This window comes from Natrinema gelatinilyticum (assembly GCF_024266705.1).
Taxonomy (GTDB): Archaea; Halobacteriota; Halobacteria; order Halobacteriales; family Natrialbaceae; genus Natrinema; species Natrinema gelatinilyticum.
In genome coordinates, this window is the sequence record NZ_CP100757.1 from 1,208,160 (window position 1) to 1,235,108 (window position 26,949).

At 57.0% G+C, this 26,949-nt stretch carries 23 protein-coding genes and 7 pseudogenes; 16 read left to right on the forward strand and 14 right to left on the reverse strand.

Annotated features, from left to right (window positions below; genetic code table 11):
* The first annotated feature begins 239 nt into the window (after positions 1-239).
* The 5 genes from NJU76_RS23720 (at position 240) to pip (ending at position 3,400) form a co-directional block, all read left to right on the forward strand.
* Positions 240-530 carry an ArsR/SmtB family transcription factor gene (locus NJU76_RS23720; RefSeq protein WP_425604318.1) on the forward strand — a complete coding sequence of 97 codons (291 nt, stop codon included), beginning with the start codon at positions 240-242 and terminating at the stop codon, positions 528-530.
* Positions 523-1,356, forward strand: a complete 834-nt coding sequence (locus NJU76_RS23725) for an arsenite methyltransferase (protein WP_254532898.1) — start codon at positions 523-525, stop codon at positions 1,354-1,356. Before NJU76_RS23720 ends, NJU76_RS23725 begins: the two co-directional genes overlap by 8 nt.
* Before the next feature lie 114 nt (positions 1,357-1,470).
* The gene (locus NJU76_RS23730) at positions 1,471-1,761 is read left to right on the forward strand and encodes a hypothetical protein (protein WP_254532899.1); all 291 of its coding nucleotides are present in this window, start codon (positions 1,471-1,473) and stop codon (positions 1,759-1,761) included.
* 84 nt (positions 1,762-1,845) lie between these two features.
* Complete coding sequence (gene arsN2, locus NJU76_RS23735) at positions 1,846-2,295, forward strand: arsenic resistance N-acetyltransferase ArsN2 (RefSeq protein WP_254532900.1); 450 nt, start codon at positions 1,846-1,848, stop codon at positions 2,293-2,295.
* A gap of 145 nt (positions 2,296-2,440) precedes the next feature.
* Positions 2,441-3,400 carry a prolyl aminopeptidase gene (pip, locus tag NJU76_RS23740; RefSeq protein WP_254532901.1) on the forward strand — a complete coding sequence of 320 codons (960 nt, stop codon included), beginning with the start codon at positions 2,441-2,443 and terminating at the stop codon, positions 3,398-3,400.
* A 235-nt stretch (positions 3,401-3,635) separates the two neighbouring features.
* Here pip and NJU76_RS23745 read toward each other — a convergent pair.
* Both NJU76_RS23745 and NJU76_RS23750 read right to left on the reverse strand, forming a co-directional pair.
* Positions 3,636-4,121: pseudogene (locus NJU76_RS23745) on the reverse strand (DUF892 family protein).
* Between the two features lie 93 nt (positions 4,122-4,214).
* Positions 4,215-4,676 (reverse strand): DUF8102 family protein, encoded by a 462-nt coding sequence (locus NJU76_RS23750; protein ID WP_254532902.1) that lies wholly within the window; start codon positions 4,674-4,676, stop codon positions 4,215-4,217.
* A 404-nt stretch (positions 4,677-5,080) separates the two neighbouring features.
* On the opposite strand from NJU76_RS23750, the gene chrA reads away from it, so the two are divergent.
* Positions 5,081-6,472, forward strand: coding sequence for a chromate efflux transporter (chrA, locus tag NJU76_RS23755; protein ID WP_254532903.1), 1,392 nt, complete (start codon positions 5,081-5,083; stop codon positions 6,470-6,472).
* A gap of 269 nt (positions 6,473-6,741) precedes the next feature.
* Here chrA and NJU76_RS23760 read toward each other — a convergent pair whose 3' ends face one another.
* Positions 6,742-7,080 (reverse strand): hypothetical protein, encoded by a 339-nt coding sequence (locus NJU76_RS23760; protein ID WP_254532904.1) that lies wholly within the window; start codon positions 7,078-7,080, stop codon positions 6,742-6,744.
* A gap of 490 nt (positions 7,081-7,570) precedes the next feature.
* The gene (gene merB / locus NJU76_RS23765; RefSeq protein ID WP_254532905.1) at positions 7,571-8,230 is read right to left on the reverse strand and encodes an organomercurial lyase; all 660 of its coding nucleotides are present in this window, start codon (positions 8,228-8,230) and stop codon (positions 7,571-7,573) included.
* Between the two features lie 160 nt (positions 8,231-8,390).
* On the opposite strand from merB, the gene NJU76_RS23770 reads away from it, so the two are divergent.
* On the forward strand, positions 8,391-8,672 hold the full coding sequence (locus NJU76_RS23770) for a winged helix-turn-helix transcriptional regulator (protein ID WP_340681245.1): 282 nt from the start codon (positions 8,391-8,393) through the stop codon (positions 8,670-8,672).
* Positions 8,673-8,675: 3 nt separating this feature from the next.
* Here NJU76_RS23770 and NJU76_RS23775 read toward each other — a convergent pair whose 3' ends face one another.
* The 5 genes and pseudogenes from NJU76_RS23775 to NJU76_RS23795 all read right to left on the reverse strand — a co-directional run bounded on the left by NJU76_RS23775 (position 8,676) and on the right by NJU76_RS23795 (position 10,471).
* Positions 8,676-8,921: a hypothetical protein gene (locus tag NJU76_RS23775; RefSeq protein ID WP_254533952.1), complete on the reverse strand. Its 246-nt coding sequence runs from the start codon at positions 8,919-8,921 to the stop codon at positions 8,676-8,678.
* Positions 8,890-9,093: pseudogene (locus NJU76_RS27245) on the reverse strand (zinc ribbon domain-containing protein); the annotation flags it as partial. The gene NJU76_RS23775 and the pseudogene NJU76_RS27245, both read right to left, overlap by 32 nt.
* Before the next feature lie 83 nt (positions 9,094-9,176).
* On the reverse strand, positions 9,177-9,425 hold the full coding sequence (locus NJU76_RS23785) for an Rdx family protein (protein WP_254532907.1): 249 nt from the start codon (positions 9,423-9,425) through the stop codon (positions 9,177-9,179).
* An 86-nt stretch (positions 9,426-9,511) separates the two neighbouring features.
* Entirely contained in the window at positions 9,512-9,979 is a 468-nt protein-coding gene (locus NJU76_RS23790; RefSeq protein WP_254532908.1) for a DUF6789 family protein, read from the reverse strand.
* Between the two features lie 84 nt (positions 9,980-10,063).
* Entirely contained in the window at positions 10,064-10,471 is a 408-nt protein-coding gene (locus NJU76_RS23795) for a DoxX family protein (RefSeq protein ID WP_254532909.1), read from the reverse strand.
* Between the two features lie 153 nt (positions 10,472-10,624).
* Between NJU76_RS23795 and NJU76_RS23800 the strand changes: the two genes are divergently transcribed.
* Positions 10,625-10,990 carry a winged helix-turn-helix transcriptional regulator gene (locus NJU76_RS23800; protein ID WP_254532910.1) on the forward strand — a complete coding sequence of 122 codons (366 nt, stop codon included), beginning with the start codon at positions 10,625-10,627 and terminating at the stop codon, positions 10,988-10,990.
* A 698-nt stretch (positions 10,991-11,688) separates the two neighbouring features.
* Here the strand turns inward: NJU76_RS23800 and NJU76_RS23805 are convergent.
* Positions 11,689-12,807 carry a transposase gene (locus NJU76_RS23805; RefSeq protein ID WP_254532911.1) on the reverse strand — a complete coding sequence of 373 codons (1,119 nt, stop codon included), beginning with the start codon at positions 12,805-12,807 and terminating at the stop codon, positions 11,689-11,691.
* A gap of 318 nt (positions 12,808-13,125) precedes the next feature.
* Between NJU76_RS23805 and NJU76_RS23810 the strand changes: the two are divergent.
* The 7 genes and pseudogenes from NJU76_RS23810 to NJU76_RS23835 all read left to right on the forward strand — a co-directional run.
* A pseudogene (locus NJU76_RS23810) lies at positions 13,126-14,403 on the forward strand (RNA-guided endonuclease InsQ/TnpB family protein).
* Positions 14,404-14,537: 134 nt separating this feature from the next.
* Entirely contained in the window at positions 14,538-17,885 is a 3,348-nt protein-coding gene (locus NJU76_RS23815; protein WP_254532912.1) for a bacterio-opsin activator domain-containing protein, read from the forward strand.
* A gap of 241 nt (positions 17,886-18,126) precedes the next feature.
* The gene (locus NJU76_RS23820) at positions 18,127-18,393 is read left to right on the forward strand and encodes a hypothetical protein (protein ID WP_254532913.1); all 267 of its coding nucleotides are present in this window, start codon (positions 18,127-18,129) and stop codon (positions 18,391-18,393) included.
* Complete coding sequence (locus tag NJU76_RS23825) at positions 18,390-18,725, forward strand: helix-turn-helix domain-containing protein (RefSeq protein WP_254532914.1); 336 nt, start codon at positions 18,390-18,392, stop codon at positions 18,723-18,725. Before NJU76_RS23820 ends, NJU76_RS23825 begins: the two co-directional genes overlap by 4 nt.
* A gap of 231 nt (positions 18,726-18,956) precedes the next feature.
* Positions 18,957-19,271, forward strand: a pseudogene (locus tag NJU76_RS23830) (DUF6166 domain-containing protein); the annotation flags it as partial.
* Between the two features lie 91 nt (positions 19,272-19,362).
* Positions 19,363-19,535: pseudogene (locus NJU76_RS27250) on the forward strand (toxin-antitoxin system TumE family protein); the annotation flags it as partial.
* A pseudogene (locus NJU76_RS23835) lies at positions 19,527-19,796 on the forward strand (HVO_A0114 family putative DNA-binding protein); the annotation flags it as partial. The pseudogenes NJU76_RS27250 and NJU76_RS23835, both read left to right, overlap by 9 nt.
* A 164-nt stretch (positions 19,797-19,960) precedes the next feature.
* Here the strand turns inward: NJU76_RS23835 and NJU76_RS23840 are convergent.
* The 3 genes and pseudogenes from NJU76_RS23840 to NJU76_RS23850 all read right to left on the reverse strand — a co-directional run.
* Positions 19,961-20,851 carry a CPBP family intramembrane glutamic endopeptidase gene (locus NJU76_RS23840; protein WP_254532915.1) on the reverse strand — a complete coding sequence of 297 codons (891 nt, stop codon included), beginning with the start codon at positions 20,849-20,851 and terminating at the stop codon, positions 19,961-19,963.
* Between the two features lie 979 nt (positions 20,852-21,830).
* The gene (locus tag NJU76_RS23845) at positions 21,831-22,214 is read right to left on the reverse strand and encodes a DUF7344 domain-containing protein (protein ID WP_254532916.1); all 384 of its coding nucleotides are present in this window, start codon (positions 22,212-22,214) and stop codon (positions 21,831-21,833) included.
* Positions 22,215-22,604: 390 nt separating this feature from the next.
* Positions 22,605-22,882 (reverse strand): annotated as a pseudogene (locus tag NJU76_RS23850) (HVO_A0114 family putative DNA-binding protein); the annotation flags it as partial.
* Between the two features lie 1,434 nt (positions 22,883-24,316).
* On the opposite strand from NJU76_RS23850, the gene NJU76_RS23855 reads away from it, so the two are divergent.
* Positions 24,317-25,786, forward strand: a complete 1,470-nt coding sequence (locus NJU76_RS23855; RefSeq protein ID WP_254532917.1) for a hypothetical protein — start codon at positions 24,317-24,319, stop codon at positions 25,784-25,786.
* A 21-nt stretch (positions 25,787-25,807) separates the two neighbouring features.
* On the opposite strand, the gene NJU76_RS23860 is transcribed toward NJU76_RS23855, so the two are convergent.
* Positions 25,808-26,332 carry a macro domain-containing protein gene (locus tag NJU76_RS23860; protein ID WP_254532918.1) on the reverse strand — a complete coding sequence of 175 codons (525 nt, stop codon included), beginning with the start codon at positions 26,330-26,332 and terminating at the stop codon, positions 25,808-25,810.
* Positions 26,333-26,949: the final 617 nt, after the last annotated feature.

A 26,949-nucleotide genomic window follows, 5' to 3' on the forward strand; every position in this document is an offset into this window, starting at 1 on the left:
TTTGAACTGCCATTCAGATAGATGGGGGGATTTGTTGAACCGAACTGACTCCTTGAGGGGTGTATGCCCGCTCGAGTGCCCACTCCCCGATGTGAGAATCCCGACCCAAACATTTATATTAGCAGATTCTAATATTAGGTTGTGCTAAAATGAACGGGCAACAGACAGCCGACCAGCCGCCTGAGATAGAACGCCGCCAGAGCGCCGATTGTTGTTCAGTCAGTCATTCGCATTCCCTGATGGACTCGGAGGTCGCTGCTGACGTGGAGGTCCTTGCAACGCTCGGCAACGACACTCGGTACGAAGCGCTTCGACTCATCGCCGAGGCCGACGATGATCTCTGTGTCTGTGAGATCGAGCCCGCACTCGGTGTGAGTCAAGGAGCGGTCAGCCAAGCGCTCTCCCGACTCTTCAGTGCCGGACTGGTCGAACGACGCAAAGAGGGGCGATGGCGGTATTACACCGCCACGCCTCGCGCGACCCGACTTCTCAGTGTACTTGATGACACGAGGGAAGACAACCATGACTGATACTACACCCACGTCCGACGCAGATCGTGAACGGTCTACTGGCGAAGAACAGCGAACTGCTGTCCGCGACCGGTACGCACGCATCGCTACGGAGTCATCGTCGTGTTGTGGCGACACGAGTTCCTGTAGCGAATCGTCAACTGACAAATCGAAGCAACTCGGCTATTCGGACGCTGAGATCGATGCCGTTGCTGGCAACGCGAATCTGAATCTCGGCTGTGGCAATCCGACCGCAATCGCCAGTCTGGAAGAAGGCGACACTGTCCTCGACCTCGGTTCTGGTGGCGGCTTCGATTGCTTCCTTGCGGCCCGCGAAGTCGGACCCGTTGGCCACGTAATCGGGGTCGACATGACCCCCGAGATGATCGAGACGGCCCGCGAAAATATCGAAGCCAACGACGCGTCGAACGTCGAGTTCCGTCTCGGGGAAATCGAACACCTCCCGGTCGCCGACGCATCCGTGGACGTAATCCTCTCGAACTGTGTCATCAATCTCTCGCCGGAGAAGTCGAAAGTGTTCCGCGAGGCATATCGCGTCCTTCGTCCGGGCGGTCGCCTCGCTGTCTCGGACGTCGTTCTGACCGCTGACCTCCCACAGGATCTCCAAATGGATCCAGCCTCGATCGCCGCCTGTGTCGGCGGCGCCGCGTCGATCCCCACACTCGAGGCGATACTGACCGACGCTGGATTTACCGACGTTTCTATCGAGCCGAGGGGGGACAGCGACGAGTTCATTCGCGACTGGGACGACGACCGCGATTTGAGCGACTACATCGTCGCAGCGACGATCGAAGCAACGAAACCAGCACCGGAGTCCCACTCATAGGTATGCGATCCAGTCTCCATAGTCACCACCACTACGACCCAGACGGTGCTGCCGACCGATTCGATAGGCGAGACACCAGTCCCCAATCACCCTGATACGCCCTGATACCGTATCATGATTAAGCCACAACACGATCCACGAGATCGGCCTCTGATTGAGCAGCCCACGTGGCGTAGCATCCTCGTAAGCTATGCCCTCGTCGCCGCAGTCCCGCTGCTGTTGTGGGCTATCAGCAACCTGCTCGCTGGCACCGTAACACTGGTTGGCGTCACCGCCCTCGCCATCGGTGGACGACACGCGTACAAACTACGTCGCTGTTTCTACCGCTGCCAGAAACTCACGTTCCAGCTCGGCGAGATAGCCCAAATCACGATCACGCAACTGCCCACGGATGACGCAAACTAACCGAGATTTCAGGCCGGTACGGATACGTTGGCGTCGGCAGAGCTGCCAGAATCACTCCCCGGCTCACGATTATACCGAGACAGGATGACCACCACTTCACTTACCCTCCAGCGGGCAGACGGAGATGATATCGAGCGTATCAAATCCGTATTGGACGCAAACGAACTGCCGTCCCAAGACGTCCGAGACACGGAGCCGTGTTTCTTCCTCGCCTACGCGAACACGGAGTGTGTCGGTACTGGCGGTGTCGAAATACACGGGTCGAATGGTCTGCTCCGGTCAGTTGTCATCACGGAATCGAATCGTGGGCAGGGCTACGGAGCAGCGCTCTGTGACAGTCTCGAGGAGTACGCACGAACGAATGGGGTGGAGACGCTGTACCTGTTGACGACAACCGCAGCGCCGTTCTTTCGACGACGCGGATACGGTGCGGTCACACGCGAAGACGTCCCGAAACCAATCCGGGGCACAACGCAGTTTACCGACCTCTGTCCGGCATCAGCGACCTGTATGGCGAAGGATCTCGAAACGTAACCGTATGTCTCATATTCGGTTTTATTGAAACCCTATTACTCAGACACTGTTTCAGGTGAAACAGCCGGTACATCGATCGTGCGTATTCAACTTGATAGTCCAGAAACGCGACAGACTTATCTTGGCCACTCAGTTAACTCCTCGAATGGTCAATTTGTATTCTCAGGAAGAACCGTACAATCAAGGAATGTTAGAGGTAGGCAACGAAAACCAGGTGCATTGGAACAGCTACGGTAATCCAGATGGCAAGCCCGCCCTCGTCGTTCATGGAGGCCCGGGATCAGGAAGCAATCCTCGATCTTGTCAGTACTTCGACCCAGACCGTTACAAGATCGTTCTGTTTGATCAGCGAGGCTGTGGCAAAAGTACCCCGCCTGCGAGCGACCCCGCTACGGATATGAGCTACAATACAACCGATCATTTGCTCGCCGACATGGAACACCTTCGTCAGCATCTGGATATTGATCGCTGGTTACTCTTCGGTGGATCCTGGGGTTCCACGTTGCTCTTAGCGTACGCTGAACGATATCCTGAGCGTGTCTCAGAGATTGTCATCTCACCTGTCACTACCACCCGACAGTCCGAAATCGACTGGCTCTATCAGGGACTGTACCGCTTCCTACCGGAAGCATGGGAACAGTTCCGAGCAGGCGTCCCCGATGCCGACAACGACGAGGATATCGTCGCCGCCTACGCAAATCTCATGGAGGATTCAGACCCACAGGTGCGGATTCAAGCCGCGAATCGGTGGTGTGCGTGGGAAGACGTGGTGATTTCCCACGAATCGGGAGAAGATGTACGGACCTATAGTAGCGGATCATTGGATTGGAGACTGTCCTTCGTCCGCATCGCCTCGCACTATTTTTCACATGCAGCGTGGCTTGAGGAGGAGCAACTGCTACGCAACACCGATTGCTTATCAGGAATCCCAGGCGTCCTGGTCCATGGTCGACTCGATCTTGCTGGACCACTCGAAACTGCGTGGGAACTCGATCGTGCATGGCCCGATGCAGAACTAACTGTCGTCGACAATTCAGGACATACTGGTGGTGAGACGATGGGGATGCACGTCCGCGACGCTCTCGATTCATACGCCGAACGGTAGTTCGTCTGTATTGACCGCAATCGGGGCAAGATGTATCCGCTGCTAAGGCTCTCAACAGAGCTACATATTCGTATTTTATCGAGCGCTGACGATGGGTGCCACTCACATTGAAAGAACAGCACGGGTAAGCGCGATGGCTCCGAGCGGGCGCACACGCTGATTCCGTCCTGATACGAGTACCGTTGAGAGTACCCTCAGCGGGGGACGAGTGCATCACTTGGTCGAACCGTCATAGCTAGTCGGCCGAACGAGTCTCGGCGACGAACGATTGCATGTGGTCGAGTGCCGCCTGCGCCTCGTCTCGATTCTCCGCGAACTGCTGGACCACCTCGTCAGGGAGGTCGAGTTCGCGAGCCAGGAGGATCAGCCGATCGAGGAGCGTGATTTCGAGTCGCTCGTTGATCATGCCGATACTGATCGCGTCCAGATCTCGAAGGTCGTCGTCCGCGACCTCGGCGACGAACTCGTCTTTCTCGGCGAGCAGTCCCTCCATGATCGGACTGCCACGTTCGGTAGGCTCTTCGTCAATCAGCTAAATGATCGATTCGATGCGATGGATCTGCGCGACGGTATCCTCTTTGTGCCCGCGAAAGAGGTTGCTGACTTCCTCGCTGGTCGCAGCCTCCGAGAGATCGCCGTGCAGATCGAGGATTTCCACCTCGGCATGATACAGCTTCTGCAGTTCCCGCTCGAACATGTCGCGTTGCGTTCTAATGGTCATCTCTCCTGGTCACTCCGGTCAACCGTCGAATTCGTGGTCATTACATATCGTTTGAGCGCTGTTCGGTCGAGAGACTCGACGGTGACCGTGTACTTATCCATCGGTGTCCCCAGCGAATAGCTGGTCTCGCATACAGCCCTGTAGTTCGGTAACGTCGACAGCCCCGCTCTCGATGAGATATCGGAGTTCGCCCGCCGACAGTTCCTCCCCGGCCTCGAGGTCGGCGAGGATGTCGGACAGTGACGCGGGCGTCGCTTCGATTTCGAGACCGACATGTTCGACGAGCACGTCGGCCTTCTGTCCCGCTCGAGTAAGCGCGTCGGTGACGAACTGCTCGGCAGCAGCCCCGTCCGTGGCTGGTGACGTCGCATCATGCATGAGTTCAGTAACACCGACGTTGTACAGGAAAAACGCGAGCGCGTCTCGGAGCCCGTTTGTGAAGGACTCGCGCTCGGTAGTCTTCGACGTCCCCTCGTCGGACAACAGTTCGAAAATCGCCTCGCACTGATCGTCGTCGAGATGCTCGAAGAGGATCGTGAAGTGCCTCGGGGTCAAGCCCCGAGGCTTCCTGCTTCCACGACGCACTTTACAGATTCCACGAGGGAATCCACAGGGAGTGCAGTCTCCGCAGGCGTGGATTCGGAGTCTCCCACTCCTACTGGGCGGCGACAGCGGAGCGTCCGACCGTCCGTGTTTTTGGACTTGAAGCCAGACGCGATGGATGCCGTCACACCTTCTTGCTTGAGGTGTTTCGACTTAATCGTTTGGTACACTGCGTGGCGGCTTCATCCACGGGGTCAAGCCCCATGGCATTCGCCTCGCACCGCTTGTAAATCAGATATACTGTACAGTATAGGAAATATATTTACGCTCACCACTCGGTTGCGGGAGTAGATGCAGGACAGCCGCGTGACCCTCATCACTCACTGATTCGAACACTACCGAGGTGACCGGCAAAGATGAGTGACGCACCGACACAAGATGCGGAGACCGCTCGCGGATACCAGGGGACGGCGAGCCCGTCGAAACTACTCGAAGTAGCTCGGTTCTTTCTCAAACTCGGGGTAGTGGGCTTTGGCGGACCGCTCGTCCACATCGCGATGATGGAGGACGAACTTGTCGGGGAGAACAGCAAGGAATGGAGCGACGAGGGCACGTTCATGGAGGGGCTGGCCATCTGCAACATGCTCCCAGGCCCGGCCTCGACACAGCTGGGGATCTTCATGGGCTGGGTTCGAGCGGGCAATCCCGGCGCGATCGTCGCCGGTGCGACGTTCATGGCCCCCACGTTCCTCATTGTTCTCGCACTCTCGTACATCTACTTCGCGTACGGCCAGCTCCCGTCCGTCGAGGCGTTCTTCTACGGCGTGAACCCGGTCGTCATCGGACTAATCGCTGGGGCAGCTTACTCGATGGCCCGCAGTTCGCTCAAAGAAGGTCGAACCGACCTCGAGTTCACGCTCGGCGACCACGACTGGGTAATCGACGTGCGATTGCTCGCCCTGCTCGTTGGTGCGTTCGTCGCGACGGTCCTGCTCAATCCGAATCCCGTCATCGAATTCGCTATCGCCGGACTCGTTGCCATCGTTCTGTTTCGCCCGGACTGGCTGCGGGCGAACCGAGGGCGCGTGTCCATCGCAGCTGCAGGTAGTGTGATACTGGCGTCCCTCTACGCGTTCCGCGACCGGATCAGGGCGGCGGTCGGTGACTCGGTCACGCTACCGGGTGCCGTCGGCGGGCTGGTTGCGGCACTGTGGGGGAACGTCTGGGTGAAGCTGTTTCTATTCATGCTGTACACGGGGTCGTTCATCTTCGGTGGCGGTCTCGTGCTCATCCCGTTCATCGAGAAGTACGTCGTCAGTGAGTTCGGTTGGCTGACTGCGACGCAGTTCGTCGACGGAATCGCCATTGGCCAACTCACGCCCGGACCGGTGGTGATGACGACCGCATTCGTCGGCTACAAACTCATGCTCGACGTCTACGGCAGCCTCGGCTGGGCCGTTGTGGGCGCATTCGTCGCGATGGTCGGCGCGTTCGCACCTTCGTTCCTGTTTATCACCCTCGCGTTCCCCTACGTGGCGCGCGTCCGAGACAACGACATCGTTCGCGTGGCCCTCTTCGGGATTAACGCAGCGGTCGTCGGAGCCATCGTTGGGGCGACTGTCACGCTTGCGTTCGACGCGTTCGCCGTCGTCACGGGAACCCCGGGAATGGTCGTGGACGTTCCATTCGACCCAGTGCGAGTCGGTCTCGCTACCGTCACGTTCGGGCTCTTCACGCGGGGCACGGATGCAGCCTACCTGATCATCGGCGGGGGAGCCCTCGGCGCTGCCGTGTACTTCCTCGTGTGATCACTCGTGGCAACCGAACGAGATACGGACTCTGTGCAACGAGGACCTCGCCCGGCACGCCTTCCACCAGGTCGGCGCATACGACGGTCCGTCAGTATAGCGGATTGTCTCTGTCGAGCCACGGTTATAGTGCTGAACAGGCGCAAAACCAACGACTTCAGTCGAGGGAGGATGTCACTCAGCGGTTAGAGTGTATTTCCGACAATGAAAGACCCCGATCGGTGAGCAAAGTGGATTCGCGTAGTGAAGTATCTGTACCGGGGTGACGACTACGCTGTCTCGGCTTCGAGTCGGTCGACCAATCCGTCGCGGAACATCTGTCGCGTTCCATCGGGACCAGTCATGGTCAACACCGTCTCCTCGTACGGCGGCGTAACAGTGATCTCGTACTCAGCGAACGCACAACACTGCAATTCCGAGGCCGTGAACTGCGCAACCGCGGGAAGCGACTCGTCGGTTCCATCGAACCGAACGGCCAGGCCATCTTCCGTTTCCTCATATCCAACGTAGTGGGAGATGAGACGCGATCGGACTTTTTCACTCCGTTTTTGTTCCTGTTTTTCGGTCAGCGTACATGCAACCTCTGGTGACGGGCCGTTCTGACTCATTATACACCGTTACTTTGTATATGGAAGTATTTATACTGCCAAGACCGAAGTATCGAACCTGGTGCTGTGTTCGGAAGCAATGGCAGAAGCTTCCGTTACAGCAGCGAACACGCCAATACCGATGTTCGGAAGCTAGATGGGAGGAGATATACCAGTGCACGAGCAGGGCCACTGTGAGAGTGAAGACGACAACCGGAACAGCAATTTTCGACGGCGGGTCACCGATACGAAGGTGAGTCGTCACTGCTCCTGCCATGACCCGCTGAGAAGAAGCCCTCCCACCACCGATAATTCGGGTCGCCACAGCAGTCCGATCCCGGCACCGAGCTCGAGAACGCCGGTCAGTACGCGGAATCACTGTGGTGTGGATACCATTACCGCTGGAACTCTTCGATCTGGTCCTCCTGGTGGGTGACCTTCGCACCCCCTACTCCCAAGCCCACGAGGCCGAGGAGAGCTTACAAGCCGAGGATTGCGATGTTCGCAGGGCTCATTCTGTGGCCGCTGGCACGGACGGCGCCGTCAGGGCAGCAGCGATGGGGACGCCGGCGTCGAGCGGGATGCCGACCGTGGTGGCAGCCACGTCAGCTGCCCACTGCTCGTAGTCCGTGCGAGTGTGGAACGCCTTCACGTGCGGACAGACGGCCCTGTAGACGTCCTGCGCAGTTGGCTCATCGCCAGCAGGGACCTCGTAATCAGTGGCTACGCCGAAGGACATGACCGCGTTCGATGGCGTGACGTCGATCTCGCTGTCGGGCGACACCCGAATCTCGATTGCGTCGTCCGTAGGCGTCTCCGTCCGGATATCGACCGGTTCGTCCAGAAGATACGACAGGGCGATCCCGTCGTAGAAGCACCGGAAGTAGTACGTCTCGTCAGCGGTCTGCGCGTAGTACGGCGTTTCTTCCTCGACGTGGCAGAGTTCGTCGACGGCGATCCCATCACCTTCGACCACGGTTCGGATCGACGAGATCATATCGTCGAACGTCCCGATCGATTCGCCGAAGAACCGACCCATGGTGTCTGCCGTGGCTTCCGGGAGTCGCGCAGTGTTCACCGGCCGCTCCGCAACCCACCTGTCTGCGTTCGTCGTCTGTTCGGGTGCCTGGTCGACCGTCAGATCGCCGCAATTGCAGTCTTTATCCGGCATGCACCGATACCTTTAATGGCGAAGTATTAATACTGTCAAGTCCGAAGTAAAAGACTAGCTGCGGCCCGTGAAAGCTATGGCAGAAACACCCGACGCGTCCCCTGACACTCCAGATGTACAGAACGCCGAAATTGACTGCTACTGCCCACTGGGAGGTGTAATGGACCTCCTCAGTCGACAGTACGCAATGCAGGTGACCTGTGTGGTTGGCGCAATTGGCCCTGCGAGATACGGGGAGATCGAGGAGACGTTCGGCGAAGTGAGCAGTTCGACGCTGTCCACCCGTCTCGACGACCTCGTCGAGGCGGGGTTACTCTCCCGAGAGCAATACGCGGAAATCCCGCCTCGCGTCGAATACGAACTCACCGAGAAAGGTGAGGAACTCCGTGAGCGACTCGATCCGCTCCTCGAATGGGCAGAGGCACAGGACGACTGCTACTGACGCTCACCGAGGGCGGCGAAACCACTTCTCGAGTCCGGCACTCGTCGTCATCTCGACGATCTCAAAGATGACGGCAGGGAGGGTGGCTGCCGTCGGAAATCCTGCGCCGACGAGCGCGGTGGCGACGGCGAAGTCGCGCATTCCAATCGACAGCGTCGCAGCAAGTCGCTTGCCCCGCGTAAAGTTCCAGCTGACGAGCCATCCGGCGACGTAGCCACTACAGTTGAGGACGATGGTGCCGGCTGCCACGAGGAGGAGGACACTCCCGCCATCGCGAACGAGCGAGGTGTTCGTCGCCGCGACGATACCAACTCGTGTCGTCGCCCCACGCCGAACACGTCTTCGAGGTGTTCCACTCGTTCTCTTTCAGTACCGCAACGCCACGTTCTTTGCCTTTGTATTCGAGGTACTGGGAGATGCGGACGGGCCACCGATACCAAGCCGCGATGTCGATACTCATCGGGATGACCCCTGATAGAGTTCGAGCATCTTGTATGGGAGTGATCAGACTTCTGCAGGGACTCGGTCGTCGATCGCCTCGACGATCAGGTCCAGATCGAGGTCACTGCCGTGAACCGCTTTGTCCCATATCGTCTCGCCATCGGCAGTCACGACGAAGACGCCACCGTGGCCCGGCGTGAGTGTGACCCCGTCCAGATTCTGGCCGAACTCGTTCAGAAGCCGCGCCTGGGTTTCGATCGCCGGCTCGAGCAATCCACACGGCACACAGTATTCGATTTCGACGGTTGTCATACCTACTCTCACCTCGGACAGATATCGCCGTAAAGTTACCACAAGGGTATCCTGACCGGGTCAGCGCATCCTAACCCGGATTCGCTTCAGTCCGCAGTTGTCGTCGACGCGTCCTTCGCCGTCGCTGTGTCGCGGTCGAGCGCCCAGCCGAGCACGCCACCGTAGGTGAGATGCAGGATGAGCGTTGCAACAGAGATCGTTGGCGTGATGGCCGTCCCAAACAGTCCCCAGCCGAGGAACGGCAGGAACGCGACCTGCATCAGGACCCAGAGGCCGACACCGAGCGTGAGCCCTGTGCCGGTCGTCACGGGGCGCACACCTCGAGCGAGGAGCGCGCCGAAGAGACCTCCATAGCCAAGATGGAGTGCTATGGTGAGTCCCATCAGTAGCGGCGTCGGGAGGCCACTTCCGAGGAGCTGAGCGACAATGGCCTTCGGAATGGGCTGGGGCATCGGTGAGGTCCCGGAAATCAGTGCGAGTAGCATGAGAACGGACATCGCAATCGTCGCGACGACACCGTAGCCGAACCCCACTCGGAGTCTGTATTGTGTCACACTCGAAGGAACTCTGAGCTTCGAAATAAGGCTAGGACAAGGCCGGACTGAGGGACTCAACGATCCACACCGGGTGAGGTTGACCTAACCGAGTCGGCGAGCAACGGAGTACCAGATGGCGTCGAAATCAGTCTCCAAGACAAGTAGTCCCATCGCGCCGAGGAGGACGCTGAGGTTCTTCCAGTCGGGCCCGACGTAGAGTATCGCCACGAGCATCACCGGAATCAGCGAGACGGCCGCGAGTCGTTCCTCAACGCCGATGAGGAGGAGTGCAACCGCTCCCACTTCGATGACTCCGGCGACAATGATCATCACTGCAGGGGCGGGTATTCCGATGGCGTCGAAGAACGAGACTGAGCTCCCGTAGGTGACGACCTTACTCGAGGCCGGTTTGGCAACGAGAACGACGAGGACGAACCGAAGCACGATGTGAATCCATTCCGGGACAGACTGTCGTACCGACTCAATACGATCGACAGAGGTACGTTGCATAGTGGGCAGTGTCCCAGAACCCGAATAAGCGTCAGCGAAGCTCGCACTGAGGAGATACTGTTTCCTGACCAACGTAGGTTCTCTTATCGGATCCGGGACGATGACTTACTAACGTAGTAATAATGGGTCTGCTTTCAGTACCTCTAGAGACGAATGAGCAAAGCAGTCGAGGACAAGGAGTGCGTTGCGTCGTGGTGTGCCGACGACGACTGGTGTACGGTGACGTGTACAGCCCATCTCATCGGGAAGAAATGGCATCCGGTTATCGTCCACCGGCTGCTTGCACACGGCCCGCTCGGGTTCAATGCGCTCAAAGACGAGATTGACTCGATCTCCAGTACCGTCCTCTCGAACAGCCTCGAGGATCTGGAAGACAATGGGCTCGTGAATCGAGCGATCGTGAGCGAAAAACCGTTCCGGGTCGAGTACTCCTTGACTGAGCAGGGTGCGTCGCTCGAACCCGTAATCAAAGCAATGGACGCCTGGGGCGAAGAGTATCTCCAAGAGACATCATCCTGAGACTAACATAGGATGTACAGGCACCCCATGAACCGCTACCCTGGTTATAGGTGACATCCTCCCATGACTGCAGTCATGGGCTTCCCACCGCACCGCACGGCTGAGTTGGGTGTTTGCAGGTTTGCGGGCCACCGTCGCGGGCGGGGTTGGAATCCCCGCCCGCGACCCATGTAGCGAGGGATGGCCGCTGGCGGTGCCACGCCGCCGGTACTCCTATCCTCGCCCCGTTCGGACCCGACGTTTTGGTTCCGGCGGACCTAAAACGGGGCGTTAGCGGACTCGGAGTTACTTGTGTCGCGTGTTGAAGCCCGACGCTTGGTTTTTGTTCCCACGAGGGGCACGTCCCGTTTCCGGGATGGGCGGACACTCGAACCGCCAGTTTCGGGCTATCGGGTGCCGAAGGGGTCGTACCCTTTGGGCCGACACGACAAGAGACGCGGGCACCACTCAAAAACGTTGCCCGCAGGATGTGTACGGCGCGTATCCCACGACTGAACAGTAGTTGCTGATTCATCAGGAAAGCCGCAAGGATCGAAGTCTCGTTCTCAACTCCGGCTTCGTGAAACCGTGCTCAGTGCTGTTCAGAGAGTGTAACAGCTGCCGAAGCTTTCCGTCAGCCGTTGTTCTCCCAGTCTTGCCAGTACTAAGGGGCGTACTGACCCGGGCTGAGCAGCCCGAGTCAGTCATCGAGACAACCGCTATCCGTACGGTATTTGACCGAGAAACGCGCGAAACAGGGCGGTCGGGACGACCGGGTCAGTCCCGACCGCCCGACGTGGAGTCACGAGCAGATTCGTCAACACCCACAGATTGTACAGTGCAACGGCGAACAGAAAGTAGAACAGCCGTACTGAGAACGTTCTCGGAAGAAACTCCGTGATCTTGCGATAGGACGTTTCGATCCCCCAACGACGGCGATATGCTTCAGCCAGTGGCCGAGCGATCTCGACGTCAGTGCCGACGTCGAGATCGCGGTTGGTGACCAGACAGAAGTGATCGTCGTCTCGTGTTCGGTGCGGAACGACGACGAGCCGGACTATCGTCCGGCCCGTCGGTGGATTCGATCGCGCCATCTCGTACTCTGCGATGAACGTGTCGCCGTCATGATCGTCAATGAACTGCTGTACCTTCCGTGTTTGGGGCGCACGCATTAGGAACTCAACGTCGAGATCTTCGAGCGTCAATGCGAGATGAACGCGGTAGAAGCCACGATCGAGGTAGAGTCGGTTGATATTGACGTACTCGCGGGCTTCTGAGACGAGTTGGCGGATCGCCTCCGCCAACTCGTCGGTATCGCTCCCCTCCAGGGCTACTGATCCGAGCGTGAATTGGACTCTCGGATTGACAATACAGACGGTAGCGAACTTGTACGCATGATCGGTGCCCTGGGCAGGATTCGTTGTACAGACACGAGGAGTCTCTTCGGCCCCGTAATAGAGCCAGTCGTGAACGTCGATTGCGATGTCAACTGGCCGAGTGAACACGCGGTTGCGTGCTGCTTCCTTGAGGATTGCATCGCGGACGCGGTCGAACTGGTCGTCGACCGCGTCCGCATCGAGTCCACGCAAATGGTAGAGGAGCGCGCGTGCGAGCGGATTTCGTGCGGTTGCATCAATGGAAATATCGTCACCACGGGCAAGCTGATAGGCTCTTGCGCCAGTGTTGGCGAACTCGTTGTGGAAGGCGATCCGAGCGAGGACTTCCAAAAAGTCCTCGCTCGGATAGGTTCCGTTCGCAGCGATCCCAAACTCCAACTCCGGAAACAGTAGTGATGAAGCCGCGCGAGTCACCTGCGTTGCCTCGGTTGTCTCGACCATATCGAGACAACGACCGCAACGGCAATCGTCACTTGGTCACTTCAGCAACTACTGTTCAGTCGTGGGTTTTGCGCCTGTTCAGCACTATAATCGAGGAGAACACCCACGACTTCAGTCGTGTAATGAACCCGACAGCCCCTACACTTTCAGGATGCGGCGGGTTTTTAGCTGAAAGAGAGGGTGCTAAGCCCCCGTCCTCAAGGAGCGAACGGCGTTAGCCGCGAGCGAGTAGGGCGGGGATACAGCGTCCGCACGAGTGTCGAATTACTCTAGCCAGAACAGTTAACTAAACACAACCACTAGCAGAGAACAAGTCGCATGAAGTACAGTCCACGATACCGACTCTTTCCCACCACCACCCAACGGGAGAGTCTCGACTGGATTCGTGACACCGTGCGACAAGTGTACAACCACGCCCTCCACGAATTCGACAAGATACCAGAAGACGAGGGGACGCTTCGACAGCGCGTCTGGCACGTCCGCGACGAACTCCCACAACTCAAGCAACAGTGGACTGACCTCAAACAGGTCTACTCCACCGTCTTGCAGAAAGCTGTCGAGCGTATCCGTACCAACATCACCAACCTCGGCACACTCAAAGCCAAGGGCTACGATGTTGGCTCGTTGAACTGGAAGTCACCGCATGAGTATCGGAGTTTCACATACCGGCAATCGGGCTTCGAACTCGACACGAAGAGTGGCCCGTGAGACCGAGCGATACTCCGCCTCAAAAAAGTACGCGGTGAAACCATCGAAATCCCACTCCGACTTCACCGCGACCTTCCCGACCACGATGCTATCAAGGAAGTCACGGTGAAGAAAGAACCCACAGGAGTGTGGTACGCTTCGTTCTGCATCAGCACCGACGAACCAGATAAACCAGACTCAGGGGACATCGACGCTGAGGATACCGTAGGAATCGACCTTGGCGTCCTCACCTTCGTCCACGATTCGGCTGGACGGTCTATCGGCCGTCTTGACTTATCCGATGAGCGAAAACGCCTCGAGCGCGAGCAACGCTCGCTTTCTCGCAAACAGTACGAGTCGAACAACTGGGAGACGCAACGGCGTCGAGTCGCGACGGTCCATGCTCGTATGTCGAACAAAAAGCGAGACTATAAGCACAAACTCGCGCACTATTACGCCACCGAGCACGACGCCGTGTTCGTTGAGGATTTGAACGTGACGTCACTGCTTGAAGCCAGTGGCAACGCTCGGAACAAGGCCGAAGTCGGCTGGCGAAACTTCAGTACGATTCTGAAACATCACGGTCGGAAGAACGAGTGTCACGTTATCGAAGTCGAACCGAGTGGCACGACGAAAGAGTGTGCATCGTGTGGCGTGGAGACGGCGAAACCGGTGTGGGTTCGGGAACATTCCTGCCCGTCGTGTGGGTTCGAATTAGACAGGGATTGGAACGCGGCGTTGAATATCCAGTCGCGTGGTCTGGAGAACCTAGGAGTGGTTCACTCCGAAGCAACGCCTGTGGAGACTGCGACCGCTGTGGATACCGTTCCCGTATCTGCACGTCGCGTCGTCGAAGCAGGAAGCCCTGCCCTCAAGGAGTCGCCGAAGGCGACGAGTAGGGCGGAGTAGTTCACGTGCCTCCGTGCGTATCTCTTGGTCTGATTCAAATTGGGACTCGGTCAGCGAAAGCGATCCGTTGAATGCAGTCCTGTAATCGATTCTATTGACGGAATATTTTTGCACGCTGCTCGTAAACTGCGCATATGAGTTCGTCCGCACCCACTCCCGACGCTGTTCGCGCAGAACTCGACGGCCTCGGTCCGCCCGGTACTCCGGTGACCACGCCGGAGGTCGCCGAGAACTTCGACTGTACGAATCGGACGATCTACAACAGACTCGAGTCGCTCGTCGAGGACGGCATTATCGAGACGAAGAAGGTCGGCGCTCGCGGGCGGGTATGGTGGCAGCCCGTCAGTGACGACGACCCTGTCGAGCACGATTCGGAGGCGACCGTCACCGAGTCGACGTTCCGCCAACTGTTCGAGAACGTCTCGGGGCTCTATCTCATCCTCGAGCCCGAAGACTACGAGATCGTCGCCGTGAGCGACGCCTACCTGGACGCGACAATGACCGAGCGGGCGGAGATCATGGGCGAGAATATATTCGATGTATTCCCCGCCGATCCCGACGACCCAGACCCCGAAGGAGCTCCCCGGTTGCGGAGGTCACTCGAACGAGTGAAAGCGGAGCAAGAAACCGACGTCATGCCGGTGACGTTCTATCCAATCCCCCGCCCCGACTCCGAGAACGAGGAGTTCGAGGACCGCTGGTGGAGCCCGACGAACGCACCCGTCGTCGGCGAATCGGGCGATATCGACTACATCATCCACCGTGTCGAGGACGTCACGCCGGTCGTCCGCCAGCTCCAAGCCGACGGCGGCGAAGCGGTGCTCGACCGCCTCGACACCCGCGACTCTCACCTCACGACGGACATTATGCTACGGGGCCAGGAGTTACACGAAGCAAAGGAGACTACCTACGACCGACTGCAGGCGAACGAGGAGCGGCTGAACGCGTTCGTGACGGCGACCTCGGAGGTCGTCTATCGCATGAGTCCCGACTGGACCGAGATGCACGAACTCGACGGCCAGGGGTTCATCGCCGATACCGATGAAGTCCGGAGCAACTGGCTCGATGACTATATCCCGCCCGACGAGCAGGGGCGCGTTCAGGACACCATCGCGGAAGCCATCGAGACCAAGAGCACCTTCGAGTTGGAACACCAGGTCCTGCAGGTCGATGGAACTCGAGGCTGGACCTACTCTCGGGCGGTGCCAATCCTGAACGACGACGGCGAAATCACCGAATGGTTCGGGACAGCGTCGGACATCACCGAACGCAAGCAACGGGAACAGCTGCTGGAGGCGCAAAAGGAGCTGCTGGAACTGATCGCCGCCGGGACACCACTCGATAAGTGTCTCTATGCACTGTGCGCTGCAGTTCCGAAACTCAGCCAGGGCGTTCGAGCCAGTATCCTGCTCGCAGACGACGACCGCGACTCGTTCCAGCGCCCCATCGCCCCAGATCTGGACCAATCGTGGGGAGAGGGGCTCGAAGATGCACCGATCAACGACCTCATGATCGGCACGTGCGGAGAGGCGGTGTTTCGCGGCGATGGCATCACCTGCGAAGACGTTACGACCGACGACAGATGGTCGGAGGAATGGCGTGAACTCTGCGTCGCGAACGACGTGCTCGCCGGACATTCAGAACCCATACGGGATGGGGACGGCGAGCCCGTGGGTTCGTTCATGCTCTGTTTCGACGAGCCACGCACTCCGAACGAGTGGGAACGCCAATTATCGGACTTTGCCACCTACATCGCAGGCATCGCGGTCGAGCGCCACCAGTCGCGGCAAGCACTGCAGCAGACTAACGAATCCCTCGAACGGCTCAACGACGCGAGTCGCGAACTAATCGACGCCGATACAGAGGAGATCAGCGAGCACGCCCCGGCACTCGCACAGGACGTGCTTGACGCCGACTACGTCGCTCTATGGCGCTACGACGACCGGACCGGCGATGTCTATGAGTTTAGTCGCCACACGAGTCCTGAGCTAGACCCGCAGGCAGTGGAACTCCCCGACGAGTTCTCCGACCAAGTCTGGCAGACGTTCATCAGCGACGATATCAATGTCGTCAACGATCTCGACAGCATTGAGTGTGCGTCTTCGAAGTCGTCGCTACGGAGCCGCATACTCGCCCCGCTCGGGAGACATGGCGTCATTTGCGTTGGGTCGACGCACTCTGAGGCATTCGACGAACTGACAGTCGATCTCATGGAGACGGTTGCGGCGACCGTCGAAACTGCGTGGGACCGCGCCGACGGCGAACAGGAACTGGAGCGGAAAAACGCGGAACTAACGCGGCTCGACAATCTCAACACGCTCATTCGGCAGATCGACCAGGCGCTTGTCCAGGCCGAGACGGTCGATGAAATCGACGAAGCTGTTTGTGACCGGCTTGCGGAGTCCGCGCTCTTCGAGTTCGCCTGGGTCGGCGACTTCGACGCTGCCGCCGACGCGATCGAACCCCGGGCATGGGCGGGCGTCGACAGCAGTTCGCTGGCCGATCTCATAGTAGAGGACGACAAATCAGGTCCCGACGGAAACCCCTTCATGTCCGCGATTCAGACCGGCGAGACACAGATTATCGATGATATCGCGACTGACGCGCGGGCTGCCCCGTGGCGCGAGATTGCCCTTGAACTGGGAGCACGCTCGTGTCTCAGTATTCCGCTCGTGTACGATGAGTTCGTCTACGGCGTCCTGAAGGTCTATGACGGAACGCCGCAGTACGACGACCGCGATACCGACGTGCTGGCGGAACTCGGGCAGACGATCGCCCACGCGATCCACACCGTCGAGACCAGAGGGACTGACTGGACGGACAGTGTAATCGAACTCACGCTCCGCTCGGAGACCGCAGAAACCCCACTGTGTCGCCTCGCCCGAGAAACAGGCTGTGCGATCGAGTTCGAGGGACTCGTGCCGGGATCAGACGACGAGATAACCGTGTTCTTCACCGCGACGGATATCGTATCCAGCGAACTGGTCGCTGCCGGTGAGGAGTCACTCGCCATCGATGAACTGCACCAGCTCACTGACCATGACGAGGGTGCCATGTTCAAAGCACGGCTGGCTGATTCAATGCTCGCTACACACGTCCTCGATCGGAACGCGACAGTTCGCTCGCTCTCCATCGATGCGGGCACTGCGACTACCGTCATCGACCTCTCGGAGTCAGCCGATGTCCGCAGATTTGTCGAACGGATCCAGGACACGGTTCCGGATCTCGAACTCCTCGGCCGTCGAACGCGAACCCACTCACTCGAGATGCAACATACGCTTCAGGGCGTGTTCGAGGACCGACTGACGCCCCGCCAGCAGGAAATTCTCCAGTTGGCCTACCGAAGTGGGTTCTTCGAGTCGCCTCGGGTGCAGACTGGCAAGGAACTCTCCGACGCGCTTGACCTCTCACAGTCGACGTTCAACTACCACCTTCGGGGCGCCGAGCGCAGCATTTTCGAAGTGGTATTCGATTCCGTGTAGGGATCTATTTTTCCTGAAGTTATGCCCATTTGATTATTGCGTATTAGCCGGATGTGTATCGCGTACTCGTGATCTCATGTCGTCCCTCTCTTCGTAAGGACACAGGCGATACATCGATTGCATAGAGTGGTCAGCAGTGATCGTTCGCTGCGGATGGTATCGCAATGTTGCGACCGAATCTCCCTAGCGTTCGCACTTCTCCGAAGTATCCCTTTCCCCGCTGCACCTAGAAACGGGGGATATGACTCTCGACGGACAGGGAACTGATTCAGGCGACCGCATGCGTTCAACCCAGTCTTCTACTACCGAAGATGGACTGACCTCCGAGATGCGCAGCATCCTGAGCCACCCCTACAACCGACGCATTCTGCTCCCCCTTCTCGGATGGGAGACACCTATCGAGGGTGACGAACTCACGGCACGCGTTGTCGCAACAGACGTCGAGACACGTCGCACAGAGAATGTTGGAGCAGTTGAGACGCGCGAGAACGGACAATCCAAAACATGACCGTAAACAACTCATTAGCACCGCCCTCGCTGGACCGCGTTTTCGATATTTTGGCGAACAAGTACCGTCGAAGACTACTCGTCGCACTGCTGGAACACAACCCACAGGACGACGAGGGCCCACAGATTCCCACTGACGTTGAACTCGAGGATGAGGATCTAGAATCGTTCCAGATTCGTATGACGAATGCGCATCTCCCGAAGCTCGAAGATGCCGGAGTTATTGAGTGGGATCAAGGGAATAACACGGTGCGGAAGGGGCCTCGGTTCGACGAGATTCGCCCGCTGCTCGAGCTGATGCAGAACCACGCTGACGAACTCCCCGACGATTGACTCTGAGTCCACACCGGTTCGGCATACGATCTATCGTGGGATACGGCGCTTGCTGTGCCTTTTCATTCTCTGCTTAGTTCCGCAGCATCCGAGAACATTTATCACCCCCGAGGGGTTCGGGGGTGCTTGAACGAGCAAACCCGCGAACCGACCTATGAAAAAATTAGCGACCTACACTTGCACGAATAGCCACGAGCCTCGGCTGACGCCGACGTCGTCTACGTCGGCTACCGTCGTCGAGGCCGCGCCATCGTCGAGAAACAACCCGGCCAGGAACGACTCACACCCGAATGCAGTCTCGAGCTGGCGAATCACAGTCTGAGCAGACTCGAATGGAATCCAGTGGCTGCGATCGGCCTAACTCGCGCTCGCCCTCCTGCTCGATTACACCGACGACGAGAAGTAGCACTGGCGGAGTACATGGCGTTCAAGAACGAAGTCGTGAGCCAGTTAGAGTGTACTGGTCACGAGCAGCGTTGGCGACTCACCAGCAGTGAGGTTGAAGCGGTAGTTGCAGCGAAAACCAGTGAAATCATCGCTCCTTAGAAGGATAGCGATACCGCGCAATCATCTGAGCGGCTGTTGGGAATTCGCCCAACATACTTGTACTGTCGGGCGTCAACCCAACGAGTGAGGGATGGGCCACGAACTCACGCACCGCTACTCACACGTTGAAGCCGGCCTCGTTGAGAACGTCGTCATCCGACGAACGGCCGATACAGATGCCTACCCGTCCGGCTGGAAGTACACACTGCATTGGGGCCGCTGCAAGATCTGACGCTCATCCGTTACGATAACGCGTACGATAATCTCGTTGACAGCCTCACCCTACTACGTCTTGATCTCATTCAAGCGATCGCCAAAGAGCACCCCGCAAGTATGCATGAGGCTGCACGACTCGTCGATCAAAACATTTCTGATGTCCATGCAGATCTGAAACAGCTGGAAGTACTGGGTATCCTCGAACTCGAGGAAGGAGGCCCTGGTGGAGCGATCCAGCCAGTTGTTCCATTCGACAAAATCGAGATGCACATTGACTACCCCCTTCTCGAAAATGTCGACGCAGACTAGCCGCTTGTTTTTGCCCCTTCGAAAGGATGCGAGGGGAATCAGAAAGCTCTCGCGGAGAACGGATGTCTGATCCAAAGTAACAAGCAAGTTGAACAGTGGAATCATTGTCCAGTGAAGGATGTACGAAACGAACCGAGTACGTTGAGCGGAGCGACGTCAGTGTCTCACTGACGGTGAAGCTCACCGTGATCGCTACCAGGAGGCGGCTGAGGCACCTCTTCGGTATTCGTGAGTGTCGCCGCTCCCCAGATTGCTGTAATTATCACTGCAAGCAGCACCCATTGAGAGTAATAGAATACGTCTACGATTTCGATAGTTTCGGAGACGAAATTAATCCATCCGTGAAGAAAAATAATCCCGAGGATGCTGCGTGAGGTGTGATTATAGACCCACGTGAATACGACTGATAGTGCGACAATGCCGATCATGAACAGCCAGAACCCGAGTGTGGCGAATCCGACTTCCTCGCGTTGAAATGAGCCTTCAATAAAGAATAACGGGAGGTGCCAGACGGCCCAGACCACGCCTAGCAGCACGCTGGCACTCAGTGCGGACCAGTTCATCCGAAGCCGGTCTAATGCGTAGCCCCGCCATCCTAATTCTTCGAGAAGAGGCGGGAGTGTGGCGAAAAATAGCGCAGGCAGGATCGCAAGTGGATTCACGCTGAATTCCTGCACCCCTTCGCCCCATGTCGCACCTGACCCACCTGATAGCATACTTACTACTGCCGCTGTGATAGTCACTGCTAACGGAAGCAGAAGTATCACGAGGAACCACCGAACGCCGATTCGGCGGACTTGTTCGAGGCGATTCCAGAAATCCGCCCGTCCTCGACCATCGTACACAAGGTATACAAACCCAATACCGGAAGCTCCAGGGCCAACAAGCCCGATTAGTAGCAACACGAGTCCTACGGCGCTGTCAAACCTTACCTCGAGAGCGATTGCTGCCAGCCAGAATCCCCACGTTATGGCGAAAGTGACGGCAAAGAACAGCCATGGGTTCCCGATTGAGACGGACGTATTGCCAATTGTTCGATGTGCAGTCTGTTCCATACTCCATTTATGGGCCGGACGCAGTTAACGTGAACAGCCCCAACCACGAGGGTCGGGGTTGTTCACTGATTGTTGACTGTGAGCGGGGGAACTCATTGGATCGGGCAGCGAAGCGTTCGAAACACAGCTCCAGCCTTAGCGAGAGGTCGAACGGGATGACTCGAGCCGACGCCACGGTCTTCAGGTGCTACCGGGACGCGACGGCATTTGCTACGGACAGGTCTTTGTTGTATTTGGCTTCCTGTCTGGCCTGTCGTCGGGAGTATCTACACTGGTAAGGTTCGTGCTGGGGGGATTCGGATCGTTCGGCGGTTCCAGTTCACCCACTCGGTCTGGAAATGTGCGATCTCGCCCGTCCACAACCCGAGTCGGCCTGCGGTGAGGCAGATGAATCGGGCCTCGAAGTCGTGCGGTTCCGGGAGTGCCGAGCACGCCCCCAGTAGAAGTTCAAACTGCCCGTCTGTGAGGACGTCTTCGTGGGTGTGTCGGGTAGTTAGTGCCCTCCGATGTCGATCCGCCTATTCAGTAGCAGGTCGGTTGTGATAAGACACCTGAAGCCGTCTTCGTGCTATCGAGTTGGAAGTGTCGTCCGGTGGTGCTGCATGAGGGCGTGGAGGTACTGTGGATAAGTTCTTTGTAACGTCATTGTGTGGTTTGCTGTATGGATTCTCAGCTGCTCAAAAAATCAGCCATTGCAGGACTTATTTCGCTTGGGGTTACATTGATTATAACCTATGTTGCATCACTAATCTGGCCGACACCGTGGGAACTGTTTATTGCTGTCGGATTAGCCTCATTCTTTTCAGCATTTGGTAGCGCGTACGGCGCACACATGGAATATCGTAGTTGAAAGCTGAGAGGATAGCACACGTTGTCAACCATCTCGGGGTCACGCCCCGAGGTATTCGCCTATATTACTCGATCAAATGACAGAGCTCGTATTTCAATGATGTTCCCATCATTTATTGAATTCAGCCAGCTATACATCTTCGAATTCTTCTCTTCTTGTCTTCTCAAGCCACTCTTGCTTGGAGAAATCATTCCCATAGCGGATCATCTTACTCCGTGAGTCATAGTCGATGATCCCGTGGTCACCCAGTTTCGGAAGGTGGTGGTGCTGGAGTTCGAGTTCGAGTGCTTCCAGATGATCGTTCGGCGGATCTTCACCGGAAGGCGTCTCCCAACGTGCAATCGTCTCCGTTAACTCGTTATACTCGACGGTGTCTCTGGCAGCGTCGTGGAGATAGTACAACACATATCGCCGTCGCTGGTTGGCCATGATTGAGAACAACTCATCGAACGTCGATCCACTGCCATCATTCATCACTTGAGATCTGTTGGAATCTGTGTTGTCGTTGGCCATTGGTATTGGTTGCTCTATTCGCTCTCGTTAAATACCTAACACATACTATCGGATCACAGTGGCATATTTTATACAAATATTCAAATTTATTAATGAAATTCTGTCTGTATATTGAATAAATTTCAATTTCGTAAATAAATAGTAGCAAAAGGTCAATGCTGAGGAGCATCGCTGATTACCGCTCCATTCGCACGGCATGTGTCGTCGGGCAGGATTCAGACACTAGGCGTTCCGTTTTACAGGTGGTCAAGGCGAATGTCACGAGGCTTGACTCCGAGCGCTTCACAGCATTGCAGCCATTCAGCCTGCGTCTTTAGGTTGCTCGCTTCGGGACAGATCGTACAGAGCGAGTGCTTCCTCAACTGTTTCCTCACATGTGTCATGATGCCCCTACGGTGCTGCAGCCGCTGTGTCTCCAACTTCGGGATCATACGGGAGGCTGATCACGAGTTCGTCGAATCAGACGACAGGACGCTTGCTCTGATCTTCTTCTTCGAAGAAGATGATTCCCAGCTGGGCAAGCCGACTGAGTTCCTCGTGGACATTCTTTGCGTCTCGGGCAACAACCCGTGCGGTCTCGTTGATACTGGATGGTCGTTCCGACGAATGGCCTTGATGAGTTTGAGGACACGCGGCGTCAGCGTCTCCAGGAGGTCGTCGTAGCTGGTAAGCTGCCTCGGGGTCAAGCCCCGAGGCGGTTTACCTAAAGTGGTGCGGATGCTTCTGTTAGTTACATGTGCTATTGTCTCCAGCGATGGCTATTGTTCATGAGCGATAGTATAGGGTGGCCAACAAGTTGATAGGGAAGGATCCCCAACCCTCAGACGGCGAGCAAAACGATTCGGTCGTTGCCCCTCGCCCTCCCGTGATTGTTCCAACGTGAAGCCGATAGCCCATCTCTCACTCGATTCCAGTCCCCAACATTGCTATATCTCTCAGGGAATGCGCGGTTCCAACGCCGACCCTCTGTTGGCGTTTTTGATGAGTGATAAATCATGTCGCTATAACCGGCACTATTAAATTGCATCTGCTAACTCGGCGTGTTTAGTTAACGGCTCGTTGACAAGTGTTTGATGATTTTGGAAGTGCCTTGTCTAACCATTCTCTATCTTCGGACTCCGACGGATTGAGTGGAGTTCTTCGACATGGACACTTGGGAGAAGGACCCCCACCTCCTTGAGCCTCGATTTAACAGTGCCCTTCCTAACGTGTCGTCAGCAAGGCTATTCGCCGAAGCGGTACCTCTGCCAGCACTTCAGGCCGGCGATATCGACTGGCTTTACCCCATGACCAGGCTCTAATCAGATAGCACCGGGTTTCGAGTTCGACCGTTCATCTGACGGCCATCCCTCCCACGGTTCGTTCCTACCCGCATTGGCAGCGAGTGATCTAACATCAGACCGTCGACGCTACCTCTTCGACGTCTGGACCGCCGAAGTCAACGTTATCCGGTTGTTCTGCGGCGCCAATAAGCCGGTCGAGGGGGAAACAGTCGTGCATATATAAGGATCAATGGAGTACGGTCGTTCTCGTCTAGTTGTTCTAGTGTGCTAATCACTAGTATGTTAATCTGTCTGGCGGATACTGTAACTGAAGCATCTTCGTCTTTGATGTTCGTTGATACCGATATTCATTTCCCAATCGACTTATATGACTCAGATATGGCTGAGGAGATACGGCAGTGTACGTACAAACACGAGGTCTCCTCACATCGCTTTGGCGATCTCTCGAACGATGTGTGGCGGTGTCCACACGAAGCACACCCAAGAACGAATCGCTGCCCGTTTCATCTTCCGGCGGACCACAAGGCTCGGTCCGAGATTGACTACAAGACTGTATTTATGACGGACATCATCGCAGCGAGTACGGATGAGAACGCCGAGAGAACTGAACGAGCCCGAATTCTCGGGGCAAGATTTCCCTCCCTCTTACTACCGTTTGCTGTCATCGACGGCAGCCACCGAGCACCGATCGATCTTCGGGAAAGTATCTTCGAAGGGCCAGTCGATGTTTCGCACACTACGATCGATCACGATTTATGGGTATCCGGTAGCGAGTTCCGTTCGACCGTCTCCTTCACCGAAGCAACAGTTAACGGTGTAGTGGATGCGGCAGATACCCGCTTTGCAACTTCGCTCCAGTTCGATGGAGCAGCGGTAGACGCACTTGATCTGTCCGACGCAACGGTCAAAGGTAGCGCTCGGTTTCGAGCTGCCACGATTACCCAGACGCTGACCTGTTGCGGGGCGACCATCGATCGACTCGATCTCGAACGCGCCGAAACGAGTGGCGATATCAACATCACTGAACTCGAAACCAGAGCTCGGCTCCGACTCGACGGGGCGGACATTGAGAAGCGGGTCGTCGCTAACCGAGCGGTCCTATCGAACGGGCTGTGGGCCGTGAACCTGACTGCGTCAGAGGGGATTTCGATCGGCGATACCTACATTGATGGACCAGTCCACCTCGACAATGCGACGCTCGAGGGTCAATCGAGGGTAAACACAGTAGTCTTCTCGGACCGAGTGTTCCTACGCGACGCAACCGTGGGGACGCTACTCGTGAGTGGGGCCACGTTCGAGCAAGCTGCCGAGTTCGACGGCACTACGTTTGACCGTGCCGAGTTCCGGAGTACCATGTTCTGCGAAACTTCAGAATTCGAAGCCACAACGTTCGAGACGTTGGTATTTTCACCGAACCAGTCTCCTCGCTATATGAATTTCCAGAACGTAACGATCGCCGATGAGTTCCGCTTCGCACCGGAAGCGAAGTCCGACACTACTGTCAAATGGGTCGACCTCAGAGCGTCGCAGTTACCTGCCGGTAAACTGATGCAGCCAGAAGCCGGGGCAGTTGTATACGATCTCGCCGGCGCACAAATCGACGACGTGTCGCTTGAAGCACCGTCCTGTGAACACCTATTGGGATGGTACAACTTTCGACGGACGACATTTGACGGGTTTGACTTCGGTGACTACAGACACGAACTCGACAAAGCCAACTGGCGACTTCACGAACTCAATCCGACCGCTGAACAGGTACGTCGTTCGGTCGATGACGTGCCGGAGCCATCGCCTGAGCAACCAGACGTACTGGAAATAACTTACCTGAAAGCGCGGATGGCAGCCGCCGACCGAGGCGACAACGAGGCTGCCTCCCGGTTCTTCCGCCAAGAGATGCGATGGCGACGGCAGCGACATTGGTCACGAACGCTGTCGAGTCACTCGACGAAACATCGCCTGCAGGGCCTCAGACGGGGCAGTTACAACTGGCTGCTTGGGGCGCTGACCGGACACGGAGAACTATCGCGACGCGCCATCTATTCATCGGTGATCATCATCGTTGCGTTTGCCGTCATCTATCGAATGACGTACACCTCTGCGTTTGGAGCCAGCACAGCGATCCACGACTATCTGATCTTCAGTGCCCAAACCTTCATCACCTTTCTTCTCGGAACGACGCCCACATCGTCTCCACTCGGTCTTCGCATCCTCACTGTCATCGAAGGATTCGCCGGCGCATTCTTCGTGGCCCTTTTTGTGTTTACTCTTACACGGTCGGTGATTCGGTAGTTACGTGTATCAGACTCTGCGTCAGCGATTGAGTCGTGCATCTGCGCGTTCTTGAAGCCGAAATCTATCGTCAGCGGAGTATACAATGATTCGCACGTCTGTCAGCGTCGTCGACGCGAACTGATCAATTTCATCAATCATTGCGTCCGCAACCGTCTCAGTATCAAGCCCACCGACCCCAGAGCCGAAGAGTGGCAGGACAATCGATCGGCAACTATATTTTTCGGCAGCAGAAAGAGTATTGCTGGTTGCAGTTCGAACTGTTCCTTTGGTTGCATGACCGGCGACAGGTTTCGCCGCAGCGTGGATGACGTACTCTGCTTGGAGATCAAAGCCTTCTGTGACGATCGTCTCACCAGGATCTACTGGTGCTCGGTCGATCGCTGCTTCGTGAAGATTTTCGCCCCCACCGTCACGGAGTACTCGTGCTGTGCCGCCAGTCATCGCAAGGCTCGTATCTGAAGCCGCGACAAGTGCATCAGCGCGTTGCCGCGCAATATCGCCTTCGATAACAATAAAATCCATACTGCCGATAGGGGATACCACTGACGGCGTCCCAATAATTCTGTCGTGTAGAAACGGATCTAACGGCGATTCGGAACAACCACCGACAGTTCGAAGAACCGTTCACGGTCTCTAGTCCAAAGCACGGATCCGCGACTTCACATTACTCTAGAGGGTGTCATATAACAGCTCTCATACCTGTTATGTGAGAATCTTGATTCGATAAGTACAGTGGAAGGATGGATCGTTACACGGCTGATAGGCCACTTAATGAGGGTAAATCCTGGAAGTAGTGAACTACTCCGCCCTCCCGCGCTCGGGCCTCCCCGGCCCTCGCTTGTTAAGGACGGAGCTTCCGGTTTCTGTGTCGGAACGTGCAGGAACAGATCCCACACGTCCACAAGACGCGGAGCGTCTCGTGCGGCCCGGCAGAACGCCAAACGGCGTTCTGCGGTCGGTTCCAGACTCCGCAGGCGGCTTCCCTTGACAGGTGGTTCGGAGTGTCCCGCTCCTACCGGTTGGACACTCGGCCACAACCGACGATGCACGCTTGTTTTCGCGTGTGAACACCGCCGGAAGCGTGGTGAGCATCTTATTACCACCTTCAACCGAAGGGATAATAAGGGTGCCGATTCACACGAAAACAAGACGTGCGGGCG

Coding starts and splice junctions, on each gene's coding strand:
- NJU76_RS23720 (WP_425604318.1), top strand. CDS start 240: ATGGACTCGGAGGTCGCTGCTGACGTGGAGGTCCTTGCAACGCTCGGC.
- NJU76_RS23725 (WP_254532898.1), top strand. CDS start 523: ATGACTGATACTACACCCACGTCCGACGCAGATCGTGAACGGTCTACT.
- NJU76_RS23730 (WP_254532899.1), top strand. CDS start 1,471: ATGATTAAGCCACAACACGATCCACGAGATCGGCCTCTGATTGAGCAG.
- arsN2 (WP_254532900.1), top strand. CDS start 1,846: ATGACCACCACTTCACTTACCCTCCAGCGGGCAGACGGAGATGATATC.
- pip (WP_254532901.1), top strand. CDS start 2,441: ATGGTCAATTTGTATTCTCAGGAAGAACCGTACAATCAAGGAATGTTA.
- chrA (WP_254532903.1), top strand. CDS start 5,081: ATGAGTGACGCACCGACACAAGATGCGGAGACCGCTCGCGGATACCAG.
- NJU76_RS23760 (WP_254532904.1), bottom strand. CDS start 7,080: ATGAGTCAGAACGGCCCGTCACCAGAGGTTGCATGTACGCTGACCGAA.
- merB (WP_254532905.1), bottom strand. CDS start 8,230: ATGCCGGATAAAGACTGCAATTGCGGCGATCTGACGGTCGACCAGGCA.
- NJU76_RS23770 (WP_340681245.1), top strand. CDS start 8,391: ATGGACCTCCTCAGTCGACAGTACGCAATGCAGGTGACCTGTGTGGTT.
- NJU76_RS23785 (WP_254532907.1), bottom strand. CDS start 9,425: ATGACAACCGTCGAAATCGAATACTGTGTGCCGTGTGGATTGCTCGAG.
- NJU76_RS23795 (WP_254532909.1), bottom strand. CDS start 10,471: ATGCAACGTACCTCTGTCGATCGTATTGAGTCGGTACGACAGTCTGTC.
- NJU76_RS23800 (WP_254532910.1), top strand. CDS start 10,625: ATGAGCAAAGCAGTCGAGGACAAGGAGTGCGTTGCGTCGTGGTGTGCC.
- NJU76_RS23805 (WP_254532911.1), bottom strand. CDS start 12,807: ATGGTCGAGACAACCGAGGCAACGCAGGTGACTCGCGCGGCTTCATCA.
- NJU76_RS23815 (WP_254532912.1), top strand. CDS start 14,538: ATGAGTTCGTCCGCACCCACTCCCGACGCTGTTCGCGCAGAACTCGAC.
- NJU76_RS23820 (WP_254532913.1), top strand. CDS start 18,127: ATGACTCTCGACGGACAGGGAACTGATTCAGGCGACCGCATGCGTTCA.
- NJU76_RS23825 (WP_254532914.1), top strand. CDS start 18,390: ATGACCGTAAACAACTCATTAGCACCGCCCTCGCTGGACCGCGTTTTC.
- NJU76_RS23840 (WP_254532915.1), bottom strand. CDS start 20,851: ATGGAACAGACTGCACATCGAACAATTGGCAATACGTCCGTCTCAATC.
- NJU76_RS23845 (WP_254532916.1), bottom strand. CDS start 22,214: ATGGCCAACGACAACACAGATTCCAACAGATCTCAAGTGATGAATGAT.